The sequence below is a fragment of the Leifsonia sp. T36S-04 genome, assembly GCF_042465655.1.
Classification (GTDB): domain Bacteria; phylum Actinomycetota; class Actinomycetes; order Actinomycetales; family Microbacteriaceae; genus Leifsonia.
Genome location: NZ_CP146286.1, coordinates 2,996,636 through 3,015,897 on the forward strand (window position 1 = coordinate 2,996,636; position 19,262 = coordinate 3,015,897).

A 19,262-nucleotide genomic window follows, 5' to 3' on the forward strand; every position below is an offset into this window, starting at 1 on the left:
GGCTCAGCCGAACGCCTCCACGATCGGCCGGAACTTCATCGTCGTCTCGGCGAGCTCGCGGTCCGGGTCGGAGTCGGCGACGATGCCCGCGCCCGCGTACGCCGTGAGGTCGCCGCTCGTGGTGACCTGTGCGCACCGCAGCGCGATGGCCCATTCGCCGTCGCCGTCGCCGCCGACCCAACCGACCGGTCCCGCGTAGCGCCCGCGATCGAACGGCTCCAGCTCGCGGATGAGCGCCAGCGCCTCGGTCCGCGGGGTGCCCGCGACCGCGGCGGTGGGATGCAGTGCGGACGCGAGATCGAGCGAGCTCGACCCGTCGCTCAGCATCCCGGCGATGTCCGTCGCCAGGTGCCAGAGGTTGGGGAGCTTCAGGGTGAACGGCTCCTCGCTGGCGGCCAGGTCGGCGCTGTGCGGGCGGAGCGCATCCATGACGCTGGTGACGGCGAAGCGGTGCTCGCCCTGGTCCTTCGCGCTCGCAACCAGCTCGGCCGCAGCCGCGGCATCCTGTCGGGCATCGGGTCCGCGCGAGATGGTCCCCGCGAGGACGCGCGCGGTGACCGTGCCGTGGTGGACGCGGACCAGCGTCTCCGGCGACGAGCCGACGAGCCCGTCCACGGCGAACGTCCAGCAGTCCGGGTAGCCGAGAGCGAGGTCGACCAGCGCGCGGCGGACGTCGGACTCCTGCGGCAGGTGGCCGCGCAGATCCCGGGCCAGCACCACCTTGGAGAGGTCGTCCTCGCGGATCCGCTCGACGGCTGCTGCGACGGCCGAACGGTAGCCGTCCTCAGCCAGCTCGCCCGGAAGGAGGCTAAGCCGGTATTCGTCGCCGAAGGGAGTCGGGACGGGAAGAGACGCAGACGGAGCGTCGCCCGCTCGCCGGATGCGCGTGATCCAGCTCCTGCCGCCCCTCCGGCCGATCACGACCTCCGGCACGATCAGGGTGCTCGTCGCCGTGCTCTCGTCATCGAACGCGAACGTTCCGAACGCCACCAACCCCGTGCCCGGCGTCCGCACCGCGTCGTCGACCGTCGCGGCGGCTGTCGTCGCGCGCCACGCGGCGGATGCCTGCTGGATGCGGTCGGGACCCGTGAAGTCGAGCCGCAGCACCTCTCCGATCCCGGCCATCCCCTCGCCTTTGCGCAGCCAGAGCAAAGGCGTGCGGGAGTGGAGGAAGGGGATGAGCTGGCGGACGTCATCGAGCGGTGTGGTCTCGGCCTCGAGGACCGTCACGCCAGTCTCCCGCCGAGCGGTCGGGGCTGATCTCACCGGACCAGCCTACGCCCGCGCGACTGTACGGCCCGTGGGGGCTGGGTGTGCACTCGATGTGGGTTCGATTCGCGCCGAAACGCCGGTGCAGGCAGTCATTACCCGCTTTCGACACTCTGTACTTCAGGACCTCGACCTGAGCTACCGGGATGTAACATACATTCATGCCCGTGCCCGTGACCGGAGCCGCCAGCCCCCGCCGGCTCATCCGTGACGAAGTCTTCCTTCGCCTGCTCGACGCGATCGTAGACGGCGACCTCCTTCCCGGAGAGCAGCTGTACGACGCCGAGATCGAGCGGTGGGTGGGTGTCTCGCGCACCCCCGTCCGCGAAGCGCTCAATCAGCTCGCAGCGATGGGGCTCGTCGAGATCCTGCCGCAGCGACGCACACGGGTGACGCCGATCGAGCGGGACCGTCTGCGCGATCTGATCACGACCGTCGGTGTGCTCGTCGCCGGCGTGGTCCGGGATGCGACCCCACTGCTCACCGATGTCGACCGCGAGTCGCTGCGCCACGCCGACGACGATGCCGCCGCTGCTGTCCGCACCGGTCTCTCCGCGGACGGCTTCCTCGGTGTCTTCGTCCGGCGCCTCGACAACGGCACCGTCGCGCGCCTCCTCAAGCGTCACCTGCCCGAGGTGCAGCGCGCGCTCAACGCCGCTCCGTCCGCCGCCGCCTTCGACAAGGGCCGGCCGTTCCTGAAAGCCCTCACGGACGCAGCCATCGGGGGTAAAGCCGACAAGGCCGGCCGTGCCGCACTCGAGCTGTTCACCAAGGGGCTCGTGACGATCGCAGACGAGTTCCCCGCTCCCCGGAAGGAGCTCCGCTGATGCCGCTGCCCGTGAGCGAAACCGCACCCGTCGAACGCCGCCTCCTGCGCGACGTCGTCTACGACCGTCTGTACGACGGCATCCTCGACGGCACGCTCGAGCCGGGTGAGACGCTCCTCGACGAGAAGCTCACCGCCTGGCTCGGCGTCTCCCGCACCCCGATCCGCGAGGCCCTGATGAAGCTGGCCGACATCGGGCTCGTCGAGATGGCACCGAACCGCTACACCCGCGTCGCGCCGATCGACCTGAAGGCCATCGACGAGGCCATCTACACGACCGGTCTGCTGCACGAGCACGCGGTGCGCACCGTCGTCCCCACGGTCGACAACGCAACGGTGAGCCGGCTCGACAAGGCGCAGAAGGACGTCCGCAAGGCCGCGAAGGCGCGCGACCTCCCCGCACTGGGCCGTGCTTTCAACGAATTCTTCCTCGACGTGGCCCGCGCGGGCGACAACGACGTGCTCGTCTCGGTGAGCGAAGGACTCAGCCCACAGCTGCTGCGCTATATCTCGGTGTGGCACACGCCGTTCGGGGTCGACGACCTGCCGGCCGCTCTCGCCGAGATCGCCGCCGCCGCGAAAGAGCGCGACGGCGCGAAGGCGGGCGACCTGGTGCGCGCGCTCTACTCGGGAACGCTGAAGCAGTTCCTCTCGGACTATCGCCGCAGCGAAGGCGACATCGCGAAGAACCCGGTCTTCTGAGTCGTCAGACCGCTGCGTCGTCAGACCGCTGCGTCGTCAGACCGCGAAGTCGACCGAGGCGCGCGACGCGACCACGGAGCGGATGAACGCGGCCACCTCGAGATGCGCCGGGTGCTCCTGGTAGATCGCGATGTCCCCGACGCTGTCGAAGTCGCTGATCAGCACGACGTCGAAGTCGTTCGCCGGCACCACATTCACGCCGACCTGCAGAAACCGAAGCTGCGGGATGACGGTGGGGAGGGACTCCAGTCCCTGCTTGATCCGCGACGCGTGCTCGGCGCGCTGCGTCTCGTCGGTGGCCGCGAGCTTCCACGAGACGACATGGCGGATGGTCATCGGGCCTCCAAGAGTGCGGTGCGCAGACGCGCCGGGTCGACGCGCCAGTAGGTGTGGACGCGTCCTTCGACGAGCACGACGGGAATCTCCTCGACGTACTTCTCGAAGAGGTCCGCATCCTGCAGGATGTCGCGCTCCTCGAGCGTCACGCCCGGTGCGTCTGCCGGCAGGTCGGCGATCACCCCCCGGATGACCTCGCGCGCGTCATCGCACAGATGGCACCCCGGCTTGCCGATGAGGGTCAGAGAGACGCTGGACACGCATCCACCCTAATCTGCACAGCAAAAAGCGTCGGACCGGAAGGACCGACGCTTGAGCCGTAGACCGGAGGTCTACTTCTTGTTGCGACGCTGGTGGCGCGTCTTGCGAAGCAGCTTGCGGTGCTTCTTCTTCGCCATACGCTTGCGACGCTTCTTGATAACGGAACCCACGTGGACCTCACAAAGAATCAGGGGTATGCCGCGGGGACGCGGCGACACGAAGTGACAGTCTACCCGACGTCACGCCGAGTCCGCGACGCCGCCTTCGTGAACGGCCGCCGTCTGCAGCAGCTGCTCCACGGCGGACTCCGGTACGCGGAAGGATCGGCCGAAGCGGATGGCCGGAAGCTCACCGGAATGGACGAGGCGATAGACGGTCATGCGCGAGACGCGCATCATGTCGGCCACCTCGGCAACCGTCAGGAAGCGCACGTCCTTGAGATCGTGTGCCATCGTCCGCCCCTCTCCTGCCCGACATCGTACTCGGGCGGGTCAGTCTTTGCGCCACTTCTTCGGGGTGACCCGCTCCGTCGCCGACGAGACCCGGTGGCGGGTGTCGGCGAGCACCTTGCCGACCGTGCTCGCGAACTCCCGCGTGTCCTCGGCGAGACGCACGCTCAGCGCCACATCGTCCTCGGATGCCGTGAACGGAATGACCCAGTCCTCGACCGCTTCGAGCGGCTCGGCATCGAGACGGTAGTAGCGGTGCTGACCGACTTCGCGCACCGCGACGAGTCCGGCCTCCCGCAGCACTTTCAGGTGCTTGGAGACGGTCGGCTGGCTCAGCTCGAGCCTCGCCACGATCTCGGAGACGGATATATCGCCCGCGGCATGCGTACCGTCGGAACTGCGATCGAGCAGCACCCGCAGGATCTCGCGCCGCGTCGGGTCGGCGATAACGTCGAAGATGTCGGCCATTTGCCTAGGCTAGTCATTCCCCCGGCGCAGTACCATGTCCGAAGCCCGCCCCCGCAGAGGAAGACGACGGCAAGGTCCAGACATGAGCACCATTCGAGCGGCCCGCGGCGGGAGCCCGCTGCCCGTTGGGCGTGTTCGTGCCGCGATCAACGGTTTCGCGGCACGCAGCCCATCGCGCTTCGCGATCGTCGTATTCGCGCTGCTGATCCTCGTCTTCACGTTGCTGTTCTCGCTGCCGATCTCGTCGGCGAAAGGCCAGTGGACGCCGCTCGCCGACTCCCTCTTCACGGCCGTCTCCGTCATCTGCGTGACCGGACTCGCAACCGTCGACATGGCGACGCACTGGTCCGTGTTCGGTCACCTGCTGGTCTATGTCGGAGTGCAGGTCGGAGCGGTCGGCGTCCTGACCATGGCGTCCATCCTGGGACTGATCGTGTCGCGCAAGCTGGGTCTCCGCGCCAAGCTGATGGCCGCAAGCGACAGCAATCCGCTGAGGATGCACGCCGGCCCAGTGGCCGAGGGGCAGGCGGTCCGGCTGGGGGAGGTCGGCAAGCTGCTGACCACCGTGGCGATCAGCATGGTCGTCATCGAGGGAATCGTCGCTGTGCTGCTCTTCCCGCGCATGCTGATCGCCGGGATCGACGTCGGCACCGCGGTGTGGGAGGCGATCTACTACTCGGCGATGGCCTTCACCAACACCGGATTCACTCCCAACGCCGAAGGCATCCACGCGTTCGCGACGGATTACTGGTTCCTCAGCGCTCTAATGATCGGCGTCTTCCTGGGCGCCATCGGATTCCCCGTGATCCTCGCCATCGCGTCGAACCTTCGCGCGAAGCGGCGCCGGTGGTCCATCCACGTGAAGCTCACGCTGCTGACCTCGGTGATCCTCCTCATCGCCGGCGCGGCGCTCTACATCATCCTGGAGTTCGACAACCCCAAGACGTTCGGCCACCTGGACGCCGGTCATACCGTGTTCCAGTCGCTCTTCCTGTCGACGATGGCCCGTTCCGGAGGGTTCGCGACCATCCCGATCGACGACCTGCACGGGTCCAGCCTGCTGGTGACCGACATGCTCATGTTCATCGGCGGCGGCTCCGCATCCACCGCCGGCGGCATCAAAGTGACCACGCTGGCCGTCCTCTTGCTGGCCGGTTTCGCCGAGGCCAGAGGGGTGGATTCCATGGATGCGTTCCGCCGGCGCATCCCGATCGACGTCCTCCGCCTGTCGGTCGCGGTCGCGCTCTGGGGGGCGACGATCGTGGCGGTGTCGAGCATCCTGATCCTGCAGATCACGAAGGCGCCGCTCGACCACGTCCTGTTCGACGTCATCTCGGCCTTCGCTACGTGCGGTCTGTCCACGGGCCTGACCGAGCGTCTGCCGGATGCCGGGGTCTACGTCATGGCCGCGACGATGTTCTGCGGACGCGTTGGTACAGTGACTCTCGCCGCTGCCCTGGCGCAGAGCCAGCGCCGCCAGCTGTACAGCAACCCGGAGGAGAGGCCGCTCGTTGGTTGACCGGATCAAGCACAACGCGCCCGTCCTGGTGATCGGCCTGGGCCGATTCGGGGCGGCGACCGCGGGCGAGCTCGATCGCCTCGGGCGCGAGGTGCTCGCGATCGACACCGACGCCGGGCTCGTGCAGAAGTGGGCCGACCGCGTGACGCACGCAGTCCAGGCCGACGCGCGGTCGATCGAGACCCTGCGCCAGATCGGGGCGGAGGACTTCTCGATCGGTGTGGTCGCCGTCGGGTCCTCCATCGAGGCGAGCGTGCTGATCACCGCGAACCTCGTCGACCTGAAGGTGCCGCAGATCTGGGCGAAGGCGATCTCGAAGTCGCACGGCAAGATCCTGGAGCGCATTGGAGCGAACCACGTCATCTACCCGGAGGCGGAGGCCGGCGAGCGCGCGGCGCACCTTGTCTCCGGACGGATGCTCGACTTCATCGAGTTCGACGACGACTTCGCGCTGGTCAAGATGTACCCGCCCAAGCCGATCCGCAACCTGCCCCTGGGGGAATCGGGCGTGCGCTCGAAGTACAACATCACCGTGGTGGGCGTCAAGCCGCCGGGTCGCCCCTTCACCTACGCGACCGCGGACACCGTCGTCACCGACCACGACCTCGTCATCGTCTCCGGCTCCTCCACCGACATCGAGCGCTTCGCCGCCCTCGACGCCTAACCCCCCTCCCCCCTCTCCCCCACAAACGATTCCTCGATTAATCCGCGTTTGGGCGCCCATTTCGCGGATTAACTGAGGAAGCGATGGCGGGGGTGGGGATAACTGGGTTGGGCGGTGAAGGCGGCGTCAGGATCGGGGGATGAGGAACTTAAGCGAGGAGTTCGGCGAGCTGGCGTTGGACGGCTTCACTCTCGCGCAAGGGCTTGCCGCAGGAATCAGCCGTCACCGCCTGTATCGAGCGGACGTCCAGCGCCCGTTCCACGGCGTTCGGACGGTTGGCGCGGAGCTCCACGACCACCTCGCGCTGTGTAGGGCGTACGCCGCCAGGGAGCACGACGGGGATGCCTTCAGCCACTTCAGCGCAGCCATCATCCACCGCCTGCCTCTCCCCCGGCACTTCGCGCCACACGGCATCGACGTGGCGGTCTTCGCGCCACGCAAGCCCTCTCGCGTGCGCGGCGTGATTCCGCACGAGTTGCGACCGGCGGGACACAGGGTGGTCGATGTCGGTGGCCTCAGGTGCATGTCGGCACAGGACACCTGGGCGCAGCTGTCGGGTCAAATCAGCCTCACCGATCTCATCGTCATGGGCGACTACCTCCTCACCGGAGACGAGCCCTATTCGGGAAAGCCCAGCCCCTGGACGAGAGCAGACCTGGAGGCAGCTTGCCGGCGTCACGGCCGACGGCCAGGAGTCCGCAACCTCCGACTGGCGCTCGAGCGCATCCGCTACGGGTCGCTGTCCCCTCAGGAGTCCCGCCTCAGGGTCGAGCTCGTGGATGCCGGGTTGCCCGAGCCGGAGTTGAACCTGCGGATCAGCGAGGGCGGTACATTCATCGCAATGGTCGACCTGGCTTACCCCGAGCATCGCGTCGCCGTCGAATACCTAGGTGATCACCATCGAACCGACGACGAGACCTACCAGGCTGACATCCGCCGCCGAGAGCGGCTGATGTCCGTCGGCTGGAACGTCGTCTTCGTGACCGCCGCGGACCTGCGCGGCCCCGTTCCGCGCGCCGTCCTGACCGTCCGTCGCGCTCTCGCCATCGCTTCCTCGGTTAATCCGCGATCGGGCGGCGTGTCGGCAGATTAAGTGAGGAAGCGATGGTGGGTAGAGGGAGAGCAGGGAGGGGCGGGGTTAGGAGGCGGCGAGTTCGCGGGAGCGGGCCAGGGCGGCGTCGGTGGCGCGGGCGAAGAGGGCGGGGAGGTCGGCGTCGGATAGGACGGCGATGGCCCGCTCGGTGGTGCCGTTGGGGCTCGTTACGCGACGGCGGAGTTCGGCCGGGGCCTCGCCGGACGCGACGAGCAGTTCGGCCGCTCCCAGGAAGGTGCCGTTGACCAAGGTGGCCGCCTGCTCGGGCGTGAAGCCCTTCTCGACGGCGGCGGCGGTCAGCGCTTCGATCAGCAGGAAGACGTAAGCCGGACCCGACCCCGAGATCGTGCCAAGGGCATCCAGCTGCGCCTCCGGCACCTCGACGACCTCGCCGACGGTCCCGAACAGAGCGCGGGTGACGGCCGCATCGTCCTCATCGGCCCGGGCGCCGACGCTGACGCCGGTCACCGCCTTGCCGACGACCGCAGGCGTGTTCGGCATCGCCCGTACGACGGAGACCGAGTCCGGCAGCAGGGACTCCATGGTCGCGATGGTGACCCCGGCCGCGACGCTGACGACGACGGTTCCCGGAGCCAGTGAGTCCCCGATCTCGGCGAGCAGGTCGCGCACCATCGCCGGTTTGACCGCGACGATCACCACCTGCGCGCCCTCGACGGCGAGCCGGTTCGCTTCGGCCTGCGTCTCGGTCGCGTACGCGGTCACACCCGGCGTGCCGGCCAGCTCCGCCGCCTTCGCCTCCGACCGATTCGTCACGCGGATGCCCGCCACCTCGACTCCCGGGGCGAGCAGTCCGCTCAGGATGGCGCGGCCCATCGAGCCTGCGCCCAGCATGGCGATCGTGGGAAGGGTCACAGTCTGCGTGTCGTCCATGCCTCCATCCTAGGATTGGGGGCATGAGCGCATCAGGTGGGACCAGGGCCATCGTCGCCGCCTTCGCGGCCAACCTCGGGATCGCCCTGACGAAGTTCATCGCCTGGGCGTTCTCGGGCTCGTCGTCGATGCTCGCGGAGGGCGTCCATTCGCTCGCCGACTCCGGCAACCAGCTGCTCCTGCTGCTCGGAGGCCGCAAGTCGCGGCGGCAGGCGGACCGGGAGCATCCCTTCGGCTACGGCCGTGAGCGCTACGTCTATGCGTTCGTCGTGTCGATCATCCTGTTCTCGGTCGGCGGCGTCTTCTCGATCTACGAAGGCATCGAGAAGCTCACGCACCCGCATCCACTCGAGAACGCCTGGCTGCCCATCGTCGTCCTGCTGATCGCCATCGGCCTCGAGTCCTTCTCGTTGCGCACCGCGGTCGGCGAGTCGCGTCCGCACAAGAAGGGGATGTCGTGGCCCCAGTTCATCCGCCGCGCCAAGGCTCCCGAACTGCCGGTGGTGCTGCTGGAGGATGTGGCCGCGCTCGTCGGCCTGGTCTTCGCGCTACTGGGCGTGGGGCTCACGATCATCACCGGCAACAGCGTGTGGGACGGCGTCGGGACGGTGCTGATCGGCGCCCTGCTCGTCACCGTCGCGATCATCCTCGGCATGGAGACGAAGAGCCTGCTCGTCGGAGAGGGGGCGACGGATGCCGACCTCGCCGCTATCGAGCAGGCCGTCACCGCGGGACCCGAGGTGGAGCGCATCATCCACATGAAGACGCTGTACCTGGGGCCGGAAGAACTCATGGTCGCGGCCAAGCTGGCCTTCTCGGGCGAGCACCGGCTCGCCGACGTGGCCGCCGCCATCGACGTCGTCGAGCGCCGTATCCGCGCCGCGGTCCCGGCCGCCCGCGTCATCTACATCGAACCCGACGTCTGGATCGATCCGAACGACCGGGCCCCCGCCACCGACACGATCGTCATCAAAGGACTCGAGTGACCCGCACCGCCGTCATCCTGCAGCACGACCCCAGCATCCACCTCGGCAACATCGGCCCGGTCCTCGCCGAGCACGGCTACGAACTGCGGATCGTGGATGCGAGCACCGAGGACGTCTCGGCCATCGACCCGGAGGAGGCCGACCTCGTGGTCGTCCTGGGCGGCGAGATGGGTGCGTACCAGACCGACGAGTTCCCGTTCCTGGAGGCCGAGAAGGCGCTGCTTCGAGCGCGCCTCGGAGCCGAGCGGCCCACGCTCGGGGTCTGCCTGGGCGCGCAACTCATGGCCGGAGCACTGGGCGAGCGCGTGTACCGCGGCGACACCATGCAGATCGGTTACCGGCGGGTGGAGGCGACGGATGCGGGCGCGGCGTCGCCCATCCGGCACTTCGACGGGGTTCCGGTGGTGGAGTGGCACGGCGACACCTTCGAGCTCCCCGAGCAGGCGACCCTGCTCGCCTCGTCGAGCGACTACTCGAACGAGGCCTTCGCGATCGGCGAGTACGCGCTCGCGGTGCAGTTCCATCCCGAGGTCACGGACGAGATGCATGAGACCTGGGTCGCCGACGGCTACAACGAGTTGGATGAGCTGGCGATCGACCCCGAGGCGCTGCGGCGCGAGCGCGAGCTCCACTCGGCGCGGATGCAGGAGGCGTCGCGCGCGGCGTTCTCGGAGTGGCTGAGCAGCCTGCCCGAGTAGCCGACCGCGTCAGCGCTTGGCGCGGAAGAAGTCGAGCAGTACCTCTCCGCACTCCTCCGCCAGCACGCCCGCGAACACCTGCACCTGGTGGTTGAGCCTCCGATCCCGGAGCACGTCGTACACCGACCCTCCCGCGCCGGCCTTCTCATCCCACGCCCCGAACACCACGGTCGGGACGCGCGCAGCGAGCACGGCTCCGGCGCACATCACGCACGGCTCCAACGTCACGACGAGGGTGCATCCCTCCAGGTGCCAGTCGTCGCGCGTCGCCGCCGCCTCGCGGAGCGCGAGCACCTCGGCGTGGGCGGTGGGATCGTGGCGCAGCTCGCGCTCATTGCGGCCGGTTCCGATGACGTCGCCGTTCTCGTCGATCACGACCGCCGCGACCGGCACGTCGCCCGTGCCGAACGCGAGCCGGGCGTCGTCGAGCGCGCGGCGCATCCACTGCTCGTAGGCGCTTGGCACGGTCAGGCTCACGGCGGTCCTCCCGGGGTTGGATACGGACGAGTTCGGCTAGCCTTGAGCCTATGCGAGTGCACGTTGCGGACCACCCACTGATCACCCACAAGCTGACGGTGCTCCGCGACAAGCAGACGCCGTCGCCGGTGTTCCGCCAGCTCACCGAAGAGCTGGTCACGCTGCTCGCCTACGAGGCGACCCGCGGCGTGCGCGTTCGGCCGGTCGAGATCGAGACGCCCGTGACGACCACGATGGGGGTCGCACTGAGCGAGCCGCGTCCGCTGGTCGTCCCCATCCTGCGCGCCGGGCTCGGCATGCTCGAGGGGATGGTGCGCCTGATGCCGACCGCCGAGGTCGGATTCCTCGGCATGGTGCGCAACGAGGAGACCCTCGAGCCGACGACCTACGCCGAGCGCCTCCCCATGGACCTCTCCGATCGCCAGTGCTTTGTGCTCGACCCGATGCTCGCGACCGGCGGCTCGCTCGGCGCGGCCATCGACTTCCTGTTCCAGCGCAATGCGGTGGATGTGACCGCCATCTGCCTGCTCGCCGCCCCCGAGGGCCTGGCCGCCCTCGAGAAGGCGACGGAGGGCCGGAACGTCACCATCGTCCTGGGCTCGCTGGACGAGCGGCTGAACGAGAACGGGTACATCGTGCCGGGTCTCGGCGACGCCGGCGACCGCCTCTACGGGACCGTGTAGCCCCTCGCAATATTGCGTAATCATTTGACACGGCACGTCACGATCGGTTTTACTGACGTGCATGACTGACAGCGCGCGTACCCTGACCTCCTTCGAGGCCCTTGGGGATGCCGGCATGATGATGGCCGGCCGCGACTCCGTCATGTGTTGCCGAATGTGCCGCTAATCTGACGACCCTTCGCCGAGCCGCCGCCCTCCGACGCAATCCCGTCGTGACCGGGCGAACGCTCCCCGGGAGCGCCACACTCACGCTCCCGCGCATCGGGCCCTCTCTCGGGCCACAACACAACACTTCCCGCACAGATCCCCCCGCAGCTCCGCGTACCCGCGGAGTCCTCTCGCACCGGGGATGCGGAACATCATCTCAAAGGACGCGATCCCCATGTCTCTGGCCACCATCGACACCGCCTTCCCCCGCACCTCCGCCGTCTCGCCCGTCGCCCCGGTCCGGCCGGCTCCGGCCGCCGCCGCTCCCGCTGAGCCCGCCCCGCGCATCCGTGCCGTCCCGGAGGGCACCGAGGCCCGCGGCTTCGTCCTCTACGTCGGAATCGACGAGGCGAAGGCCGCCGCCGACGGCACCGACCTCGGTCAGCTCGTCGAGGCGCTGAAGCGCCTCACCGCCGAGCTCGCACCCTCCGCCGGCACCTACGCCGCCGTTGCCCTGGCCCCGGCCGGCGCCGGTGGCCGCGACGTGGACGTCGTCCGCCTCGCGCTGCAGGACCCGGCGGCCGTCGCGAAGCACCGCCACGCGGTCGCCGTGGATGACGACGAGGACCGCGCGGCATCCGGCGTCGTCGTCGATATCTCCCGCAAGCGCCTCGTGCTCGACAACCAGACCGTCGCCCTCACCTACAAGGAGTTCGAGCTTCTCCAGTACCTGGTGCTGCGCGAGGGCCGGACCATCGAGCGCTCCGAGCTGATCAGCTCCCTGTGGAGCGACGCCGACGAGGACGAGGTGCCGAACGAGCGCACCATCGACGTCCACGTGCGCCGCCTGCGTTCGAAGCTGGGCCGCTACGAGGACATCGTGCGCACGGTGCGCGGCGTCGGCTACCGTTTCGACCGCCACGCCGACGTCTCCATCCGCTACGCCAGCGCCCCCTCCCCCGACCTCTTCTGACGTTCCCGTCATCGCTTCCTCACTTAATCCGAGTGCCGGCGGCGTGTCGGCGGATTAAGTGAGGAAGCGATTGTGGGCGGGTCAGGTGGAGCGCTGGTAGGCGCGGAAGGCCGTGGTCGCCCAGGTGGCCATGAGGATGGCCAGGGCGGCCAGGAGGGCGACGTGCAGCCAGAGGGATGACCAGTCGGGGTGCGCGCTCAAAGCCTGCCGGCCGACGATCACCGCCCACTCGAACGGGTTGTACGCCGCCACGTTCTGCACCCACTCCGGCGAGAGCTTCGTGTTCATGATCGCGGAGCTGAGGAACATCAGCGGCAGCGTGATCAGCTGCGAGATGCCGATCAGCGCGGTCTGCTCCCGTGCGAGCAGCGCGACGGCGTTCGACAGCGAGCAGAACACGGCGGTGAGCAGCACCACGCCGAGGAGCAGCAGCAGGATGCCGACGACCCCGCCGTCGAAGCGCGCCCCCGCCCAGAAGGCGATCGCGACCACGATGAGCGACTGGGCCACGGCGAGGATCGACTGGTACACCAGGGTGGAGACGATCATCGCCCCGCGGTTGGTGGGAGACGTGAGGAAGCGGTCCATCACACCCCGATCCATGTCCTGGATGTACACGGTCCCCGACCACGCGCTCCCGAACAGGGCGAGCATCATCACGACGCCCGGCGTCAGGTACTCGAGGTAGCTCTGCCCGACACCGAAGCCCGGGATGTCGATGACCGACTTGAAGAGCTGCCCGAACAGCAGCAGCCAGATCACGGGCTGCACCAGGTTCATCACGAGGAAGGCGGGCATCCGCCACGCGGCGCGTAGCTGGCGCCCGGTGAGCAGCAGGGTGTGCGACAGGAATGTCGGGCCGCCCCGGCGCAGTGAGCGCGGACGGGTGATGGTCGCGGTGGTCATGATGCGTTCTCCAGGACGAATCCGGCGGACTCCTGCGCCCGCGTGAAGGTGCGGCCGGTGTGCCGCAAATAGACGTCGTCCAGGCTGGGCCGGGCGACAGTGGCGGAGGCGACGGCGACGCCGGCCGCCTCCAGCGCGGCGAGCGCGAGCGGCAGGGTCGCCGCGCCGCTGTCGGCACGGGCGCGCAGCGTACGGCCGTCTCCGCCCACCTCGCGGAGCGCATCCACCCGCTGCAGAGCGGCCAACCCGGCGAAGGGGTCGGCGTCGCCGGCGAGTTCGACGATGACGGCGTCGCCGCGGAGGCCGTTCTTCAGTTCCTCGGGCGTCCCTCCCGCCACCACCCGGCCGTGGTCGACGATCGCGAGCCGGTCGGCCAGGCGGTCCGCCTCATCCAGGTAGTGCGTCGTCAGCAGGACCGTGAGGTTCTCGTCCGACGTCATCCGCTCCAGTTCCAGCCAGAGCTCCGTGCGTGCCTCCGGGTCGAGGCCGGTGGTCGGCTCGTCGAGGAACAGCACCTGCGGGCGGTGCATGAGGCCGATCGCGACGTCCAGTTTGCGGGCCATGCCGCCGGAATACGTCTTCACCTGCCGCCGGGCGTGCTCGGCGAGGCCGAACCGCTCGAGCAGCTCCCTGGCGCGGGCGGTGGCCTCGCGGCCGGACATCCCCTGCAGCCGGCCGGCGAGCACGAGGTTCTCAACGCCCGTGTCCGTCGGGTCCGATACGGGCTTCTGTGCGACGAAGCCGAGCGCACGACGAACCCGGGAGGGATGCCGGGCCACATCGATGCCGACGACGAACGCCGACCCCGAATCGGGCCGCGCGAGAGTGGACAGGATCTTCATGGTCGTGGATTTGCCCGCTCCATTGGGCCCGAGCAGGCCGAAGACGGTGCCCGCCTGGACGTCGAAGCCGAGGTCGTCGAGAGCGCGGACGGGCGGCTTGCCCCGCCCGCCGCTGTAGGTCTTCACGAGATGCTCGGCGGCGAGCGCCGGCACGTGTGCGATAGCCATGGTGACTTTCCTTATCTTTCTGATGGTCAGCCACCGGCGCGGGATATCCTTGAAGACAGCCCTCGGTGACTGTTGACGCAGGTTCCTTGACGGAACGACTGAAGGTGTGGATGGCCGGAGAGTTGCCGCTCTCCGGCCATCGTTCTGTTGTCAGCGGTACAGGTCGGCCGCCTCCTGCCCGAAGTCGCCACCGGCCAGACGGCCGATCAGCTCCTCCATGCCGACGCCTTCGGAGAGCAGCCGATGCAGCTGCTCCCACGCGTTGTAGCCGCCGATCGAGCGGTTCCGGATGCGCTCGGCCAGGTCGGCGACGAACGCTCGCTCGGCCTCCAGCACGGCCAGCCGGTAGTGGGACTCGACCATGAAGAGTTCGGGGAGGCCGCTGGCCTGCTCGTGCATTTCGCGACGAGAGGCCAGGTCGGCATCGAGGCGATCACGCCGGCGCTCCAGGAGGTCGGCGGCGGTCTGCGGCGGCAGGATCGGCAGCAGCGAGAGTCCGGTCTCGATCGCCGGGTACTCCTTCACCGGTACCTCGATGAGCTCGCGCAGCCACTGCTCGGACTCGACCCGGCCCGCATCGGTGATCGCGTAGACGACGCGCTCCGGACGATTGCCCTCACGCTCGGTCTGCGCGACCTCGATGAAGCCGTGCTTCTCGAGCGACTTGATCACCGAGTACAGCGACCCGAAGTTGAGCCGGATGCTGTCCTCCTTGCCCCGCTCGCGCATGGTGGTCGTCATCTCGTACGGGTACATGGGGCGCTCCCAGAGGCAGGCGAGGACCGCCAGCGCCAGCGGGTTGGAGACCGCGCGCTTCGTCATGGGATCACCTCCGGAGCTCGACTACTCTATCCAGAGTATTCGACATCGAGTGATCGTGTCTACACGAAGGCGCGGAAGAAGATCGTCTGTACCGGAGTCGTCGTCGGCGCGGGTCCGAATTCCTGCTCGAGGCGCCGTGCGACCTCCCGGATGAGCTCGTCGAGGTCGGCGGATCGTCGCCGCAGCTGATCGGCCACCGGGTTCCCTGCGATCAGCCCGTCGGCGAAATCGTCCCAGGATGCGACGGGCGCGTCGTGCGGAACGACATCGATGCGGAGGGTGCCGAATCCGGTGGACTGCGCAAGCTCGCGGAGGCGGTTCACATCGCTCAGCCCGAACGGCACGCGGTAGAACGGCGGCGGATCGTCGGGGAACCGCTCCCTCAGCAGTGCGTCGACGATGGCGGCGAAGCGGTTCTTGGCATGGCTGTCCCAGACGGAGAAGTAGAAGACACCGCCGGGCGCCAGCACTCGCCGTGCCTCGCGGAACGCCAGCTCCAGGTCGGGGACGAACATGATCCCGAACTGGCAGGCGACCACATCGAAGCTCGCGTCGGCGAACGGGAGCGCCTGAACGTCCACGACCTCGACGCGCGTACCCGGCGGCACCTTTGCCCGGGCGAACTCCAGCATGGCGTCATTCAGGTCGCTGATCGTCAGCTCGGCGTCGGGGTTGTGCTCGGCGATGGCGGCCGCGGAGATCCCGGTGCCTGACGCGGTCTCGAGGATGCGCCTCGGCCGCGCCTCGGCGATCGCCCTGCCGAACACGTCGGCGTAGTGGCGGAAGATCACCGGCCCCAGGCCGGCGTCGTAGTGCGCGGGTATGGATCCCAGAAAGCCCGAGGCGTCGTCGTCCACGGGACCGAGAGTACCGCCCGCGAGACCGCTCAGGGATGCATAGAAAATTCGCAGAAAAAATAACGACTTGATAACTAGATGCCGTTACCTCTTCGTTATATAGTTCAAGAGCAATGGTTGTTTGCTGTGGCAGCCATCGCGGAATGTGATTGCAGGACACTCTTGGTGCAAGGGAGAGGGCCGGCCGCTAGCCTCTGCGGTCGGCCCTCAATCTTTTGTCCGGCGCCGCTCCTCCCGCTCTTCCCTTTGCGTTCGATTTCGTCCCGTGGTGGCACGGATGCTCATGGACGCTCATCATGAGAAGATGCGAATGCATCGAGCATGAGCCGGAGGGGATGAGTCATGGCCGAGACGTCGATTGCAGACTCCACCAGTCGCTCCCGGATCAGCGCAGTCGCCGCCTGGGAGTCGCTGTTCCGGGCGCAGGTCGCGGTGATGCGCACCCTGGCGGCGGAGTTCCCCACACGCGACATCTCGTTCAACGAGTACGACGTGCTGTTCAACCTCTCGCGCCAGCCGAACCGCGAGATCCGTCTGCGGGACCTGAACAAGCACGTCCTGCTCACCCAGCCGAGCGTCAGCCGCCTCATCGACCGGCTCGTCGCTCGCGGCCTGGTGGCGAAGGAGCCGGAGCCGTCGGATGCGCGAGGCACCGTGATCCGCTTGACCGACACCGGGTTCGACATGTTCCGCCGGGTGGCCGTCGATCACATGCGAACGATCACCGACCGCGTCGGTGGCCGGCTGAGCCCGGACGAGCTCGAACAGCTCGTGCGGCTCTGCGACAAGCTCCGCAATGCCACGTGACCTTGCTGTCCACAGGCGTGCCGACCTTCGCTCAACTCCCAACCTGAGCGCTCGCCTCCCGAGGGCGTCACACCCGACGCGTACTATTGCCGCACGGATGAACGGTCTCTACGAGGGAGAAGACGCATGAGATGGGGATGGGCGCCTGCGCTTGTCGGCTTCGTCGCTCTGAGCGGCCTGGCCGGTGTTCTCGCAGCAGCGGCGGTCACGCCGGCGGTCGCACTGACCGGGTCGGCAGCCGACTCCACCATCAGCGTCTTCGACGGGCTCCCCGAGTACGTCAAGGTCGAGCCGCTGGCACAGGCCTCCACGATGTACGCCCTGAGCAACGGGCAGCAGGTTCCCATCGCGACCTTCTACTCGCAGAACCGCATCGAGGTCGGCTGGGACGGCATCTCCCAGAACCTCAAGGACGCGGCCGTCGCGACCGAGGATCCGCGGTTCTACGAGCACGGCGGCGTCGACGTCACGGGCACGCTCCGCGGGGCGGTGCTCACCGCGCTGCACAAGTCGGTGCAGGGCGGATCGTCCATCACCCAGCAGTACGTCAAGAACATCCTGGTGCAGCGGTGCGAGAACAAACAGCCGGACCCGACCGCCACCGACGCCGTGCAGAAGAAGCAGCTCACCGCCTATGAAGCCTGTTACGACGACGCGACGAAGGTCGATCCATCCCGCAAGCTCAAGGAGATGCGCTACGCGATCGGGCTCGAGAAGGAGTACTCGAAGAACGACATCCTGCAGAGCTACCTCAACATCGCCCTCTTCGGCGGGCGCGTGTACGGGGTGCAGTCTGCGGCCGAGTACTACTTCGGCGTGGGCGCCAAGGATGTGAACCTGCAGCAGGCGGCGACCCTCATCGCCATCCTCAACAACCCGGACAATCTCCGTATCGACAAGCCGGACAGCAAGGAGAACGGCGCCGCCAACGGGTACAAGGAGACGCTGGACCGTCGCAACTACGTGCTCGATCGGATGCTCACCAACGGAAAGATCACCAAGGAAGAGCATGATGCGGCCCGCGCCACCAAGGTCGAGCCCAAGATCTCGCCCACCCAGAACGGGTGCATGACGGCCCAGCAGTACAACGCCGCCTTCTTCTGCGACTACGTCGAGCGCGTCATCGAGCAGGACCCCATCTTCGGCAAGACCGAGGACGACCGCTCCAACTTCCTCACCCGCGGCGGACTCAAGATCTACACCACGCTCAACCTCGACCTGCAGACGCAGGCGCAGGCAGCCGTGAGCTCGTACATCCCGGCCGCGGATCCCCGGCTCGACGTGGGCTCGTCGAACGTCTCGGTGGAGGTCGGGACGGGCCGCGTGGTGACCATGGTGCAGAACCGCCCGTACGACAACACCGCGAGCCCGGCCCCGGGGACCACGGCGGTCAACTACAACACGGACTACGACTACGGCGGCTCGGAAGGGTTCCAGACGGGATCCGCCTACAAGGCGTTCGACCTGCTGGAGTGGTTGCAGGAGGGGCATTCCCTCTACCAGACGGTCAACGGCGCCCAGCACCTCTTCCCGCAGTCTCTGTTCCACGCGAGCGACCCCTGCAACGACATCGGCGGGGCACCGTGGCCCGTGGCGAACGACGAGGGCGAGTCGGTGAGTGCGACGACCGTGATGAACGCGACAGCACAGTCGATCAACAGCATCTTCGCCCAGATGGCGACCCAGCTGGATCTGTGCGGAATCAAGCAGCGCGCCCAGGACCTCCTCGTGCATGGCGCCGACGAGGCCGCCAACCCGTTCCGGGCGAACCCCTCGTCGGTGCTCGGGACCAACTACATCGCCCCGATGACCATGGCGACGGCGTACGCGGGAATCGCCAACCACGGCGTCGCCTGCAGCCCGGTCGCGATCGACAAGGTCGTCGATGCTCACGGCGCCGACCAGCCGGTCCCCAAGTCGACGTGCTCGGCCACACCGATCGACCCGCAGGTCGCTGCGGCGGCGATCTTCGCCCTGCAGGGCGTCCTTCGGGGCGGCGGCACGGCGGCGTCGGCGAACCCCGGAGACGGCATCCCGGTCTTCGGCAAGACGGGTACGACCGACAACTCGGTCGAGAACTGGCTGGTCACCTCCACCACCAAGGTCGCGCAGGCGACGTGGGTGGGCAACGTGCAGGGAGGCGTGGCGCTCCGAAGCGTCAGTTTCCAGGGCATCGGCGGCGGCAACGTCAAGTTCTCCATCGCCAAGCGGATCATGGCAGCACTGAACGCGGTCTACGGCGGCACAGCCTTCCCGTCGCCCAGCGGCAAGTACACGACGGCGCCGGTCGCCCCGAAGCCGCCGGCGGCGCCCGCGGCCCCGGCAGCCCCTGGCGCTCCGGCCGCCGGAGCGGGCGGCGGCCCCGGGAACGGGAACGGGAACGGCCCGAACCCGCCGGGACGCAAACCCTGAAACCTG

General features: G+C 68.2%; 23 protein-coding genes. 11 read left to right on the forward strand and 12 right to left on the reverse strand.

Annotated elements, in window-relative coordinates:
* Window positions 1-3: 3 nt before the first annotated feature.
* On the reverse strand, window positions 4-1,230 hold the full coding sequence (locus tag P3F85_RS14555) for an isochorismate synthase MenF (protein WP_374008562.1): 1,227 nt from the start codon (window positions 1,228-1,230) through the stop codon (window positions 4-6).
* Between the two features lie 200 nt (window positions 1,231-1,430).
* On the opposite strand from P3F85_RS14555, the gene P3F85_RS14560 reads away from it, so the two are divergent.
* Together P3F85_RS14560 and P3F85_RS14565 are read left to right on the forward strand one after the other, a co-directional pair.
* Entirely contained in the window at window positions 1,431-2,096 is a 666-nt protein-coding gene (locus P3F85_RS14560) for a GntR family transcriptional regulator (RefSeq protein ID WP_374008563.1), read from the forward strand.
* On the forward strand, window positions 2,096-2,797 hold the full coding sequence (locus P3F85_RS14565) for a GntR family transcriptional regulator (RefSeq protein ID WP_374008564.1): 702 nt from the start codon (window positions 2,096-2,098) through the stop codon (window positions 2,795-2,797). Before P3F85_RS14560 ends, P3F85_RS14565 begins: the two co-directional genes overlap by 1 nt.
* Before the next feature lie 36 nt (window positions 2,798-2,833).
* Here P3F85_RS14565 and P3F85_RS14570 read toward each other — a convergent pair whose 3' ends face one another.
* The 5 genes from P3F85_RS14570 to P3F85_RS14590 all read right to left on the reverse strand — a co-directional run bounded on the left by P3F85_RS14570 (window position 2,834) and on the right by P3F85_RS14590 (window position 4,311).
* Window positions 2,834-3,133, reverse strand: coding sequence for a Dabb family protein (locus tag P3F85_RS14570; RefSeq protein ID WP_374008565.1), 300 nt, complete (start codon window positions 3,131-3,133; stop codon window positions 2,834-2,836).
* The gene (locus P3F85_RS14575; RefSeq protein WP_374008566.1) at window positions 3,130-3,393 is read right to left on the reverse strand and encodes a glutaredoxin family protein; all 264 of its coding nucleotides are present in this window, start codon (window positions 3,391-3,393) and stop codon (window positions 3,130-3,132) included. The genes P3F85_RS14570 and P3F85_RS14575 overlap by 4 nt, the downstream gene beginning before the upstream one ends.
* 72 nt (window positions 3,394-3,465) lie before the next feature.
* Window positions 3,466-3,564, reverse strand: a complete 99-nt coding sequence (locus tag P3F85_RS14580; protein WP_003792170.1) for a 30S ribosomal protein bS22 — start codon at window positions 3,562-3,564, stop codon at window positions 3,466-3,468.
* A gap of 69 nt (window positions 3,565-3,633) precedes the next feature.
* On the reverse strand, window positions 3,634-3,846 hold the full coding sequence (locus tag P3F85_RS14585; protein ID WP_374008567.1) for a helix-turn-helix domain-containing protein: 213 nt from the start codon (window positions 3,844-3,846) through the stop codon (window positions 3,634-3,636).
* 39 nt (window positions 3,847-3,885) lie between these two features.
* Complete coding sequence (locus P3F85_RS14590) at window positions 3,886-4,311, reverse strand: ArsR/SmtB family transcription factor (protein WP_374008568.1); 426 nt, start codon at window positions 4,309-4,311, stop codon at window positions 3,886-3,888.
* A gap of 82 nt (window positions 4,312-4,393) precedes the next feature.
* On the opposite strand from P3F85_RS14590, the gene P3F85_RS14595 reads away from it, so the two are divergent.
* The 3 genes from P3F85_RS14595 (at window position 4,394) to P3F85_RS14605 (ending at window position 7,587) form a co-directional block, all read left to right on the forward strand.
* Window positions 4,394-5,830: a TrkH family potassium uptake protein gene (locus P3F85_RS14595; protein ID WP_374008569.1), complete on the forward strand. Its 1,437-nt coding sequence runs from the start codon at window positions 4,394-4,396 to the stop codon at window positions 5,828-5,830.
* A complete protein-coding gene (locus tag P3F85_RS14600) occupies window positions 5,823-6,494 on the forward strand; it encodes a TrkA family potassium uptake protein (RefSeq protein ID WP_374008570.1) in 672 nt (223 codons plus the stop codon). The genes P3F85_RS14595 and P3F85_RS14600 overlap by 8 nt, the downstream gene beginning before the upstream one ends.
* A 139-nt stretch (window positions 6,495-6,633) precedes the next feature.
* On the forward strand, window positions 6,634-7,587 hold the full coding sequence (locus P3F85_RS14605; RefSeq protein WP_374008571.1) for a hypothetical protein: 954 nt from the start codon (window positions 6,634-6,636) through the stop codon (window positions 7,585-7,587).
* Window positions 7,588-7,632: 45 nt separating this feature from the next.
* Here the strand turns inward: P3F85_RS14605 and proC are convergent, their stop codons facing one another.
* Window positions 7,633-8,478, reverse strand: a complete 846-nt coding sequence (proC, locus tag P3F85_RS14610; RefSeq protein WP_374008572.1) for a pyrroline-5-carboxylate reductase — start codon at window positions 8,476-8,478, stop codon at window positions 7,633-7,635.
* Window positions 8,479-8,501: 23 nt separating this feature from the next.
* Here proC and P3F85_RS14615 point away from each other — a divergent pair, with 23 nt between their 5' ends.
* Window positions 8,502-9,464: a cation diffusion facilitator family transporter gene (locus P3F85_RS14615; RefSeq protein WP_374008573.1), complete on the forward strand. Its 963-nt coding sequence runs from the start codon at window positions 8,502-8,504 to the stop codon at window positions 9,462-9,464.
* Entirely contained in the window at window positions 9,461-10,162 is a 702-nt protein-coding gene (locus P3F85_RS14620; protein WP_374008574.1) for a glutamine amidotransferase, read from the forward strand. Before P3F85_RS14615 ends, P3F85_RS14620 begins: the two co-directional genes overlap by 4 nt.
* Window positions 10,163-10,171: 9 nt before the next feature.
* Here P3F85_RS14620 and tadA read toward each other — a convergent pair whose 3' ends face one another.
* Window positions 10,172-10,639, reverse strand: coding sequence for a tRNA adenosine(34) deaminase TadA (gene tadA / locus P3F85_RS14625; protein WP_374008575.1), 468 nt, complete (start codon window positions 10,637-10,639; stop codon window positions 10,172-10,174).
* Window positions 10,640-10,689: 50 nt separating this feature from the next.
* Here tadA and upp point away from each other — a divergent pair, with 50 nt between their 5' ends.
* Together upp and P3F85_RS14635 are read left to right on the forward strand one after the other, a co-directional pair.
* A complete protein-coding gene (gene upp / locus P3F85_RS14630) occupies window positions 10,690-11,322 on the forward strand; it encodes a uracil phosphoribosyltransferase (protein ID WP_374008576.1) in 633 nt (210 codons plus the stop codon).
* 382 nt (window positions 11,323-11,704) lie between these two features.
* A complete protein-coding gene (locus P3F85_RS14635; RefSeq protein WP_374008577.1) occupies window positions 11,705-12,442 on the forward strand; it encodes a winged helix-turn-helix domain-containing protein in 738 nt (245 codons plus the stop codon).
* 81 nt (window positions 12,443-12,523) lie between these two features.
* Here P3F85_RS14635 and P3F85_RS14640 read toward each other — a convergent pair whose 3' ends face one another.
* The 4 genes from P3F85_RS14640 to P3F85_RS14655 form a co-directional block, all read right to left on the reverse strand.
* The gene (locus P3F85_RS14640) at window positions 12,524-13,348 is read right to left on the reverse strand and encodes an ABC transporter permease (protein ID WP_374008578.1); all 825 of its coding nucleotides are present in this window, start codon (window positions 13,346-13,348) and stop codon (window positions 12,524-12,526) included.
* The gene (locus tag P3F85_RS14645; protein WP_374008579.1) at window positions 13,345-14,358 is read right to left on the reverse strand and encodes an ABC transporter ATP-binding protein; all 1,014 of its coding nucleotides are present in this window, start codon (window positions 14,356-14,358) and stop codon (window positions 13,345-13,347) included. Before P3F85_RS14645 ends, P3F85_RS14640 begins: the two co-directional genes overlap by 4 nt.
* Window positions 14,359-14,508: 150 nt before the next feature.
* The gene (locus P3F85_RS14650) at window positions 14,509-15,180 is read right to left on the reverse strand and encodes a PadR family transcriptional regulator (protein ID WP_374008580.1); all 672 of its coding nucleotides are present in this window, start codon (window positions 15,178-15,180) and stop codon (window positions 14,509-14,511) included.
* Window positions 15,181-15,239: 59 nt separating this feature from the next.
* On the reverse strand, window positions 15,240-16,037 hold the full coding sequence (locus P3F85_RS14655; RefSeq protein ID WP_374008581.1) for a class I SAM-dependent methyltransferase: 798 nt from the start codon (window positions 16,035-16,037) through the stop codon (window positions 15,240-15,242).
* 342 nt (window positions 16,038-16,379) lie between these two features.
* Here P3F85_RS14655 and P3F85_RS14660 point away from each other — a divergent pair, with 342 nt between their 5' ends.
* Window positions 16,380-16,844, forward strand: a complete 465-nt coding sequence (locus P3F85_RS14660; protein WP_374008582.1) for a MarR family winged helix-turn-helix transcriptional regulator — start codon at window positions 16,380-16,382, stop codon at window positions 16,842-16,844.
* A 126-nt stretch (window positions 16,845-16,970) separates the two neighbouring features.
* Complete coding sequence (locus tag P3F85_RS14665; RefSeq protein ID WP_374008583.1) at window positions 16,971-19,256, forward strand: transglycosylase domain-containing protein; 2,286 nt, start codon at window positions 16,971-16,973, stop codon at window positions 19,254-19,256.
* The last annotated feature ends 6 nt before the right edge of the window (window positions 19,257-19,262 follow it).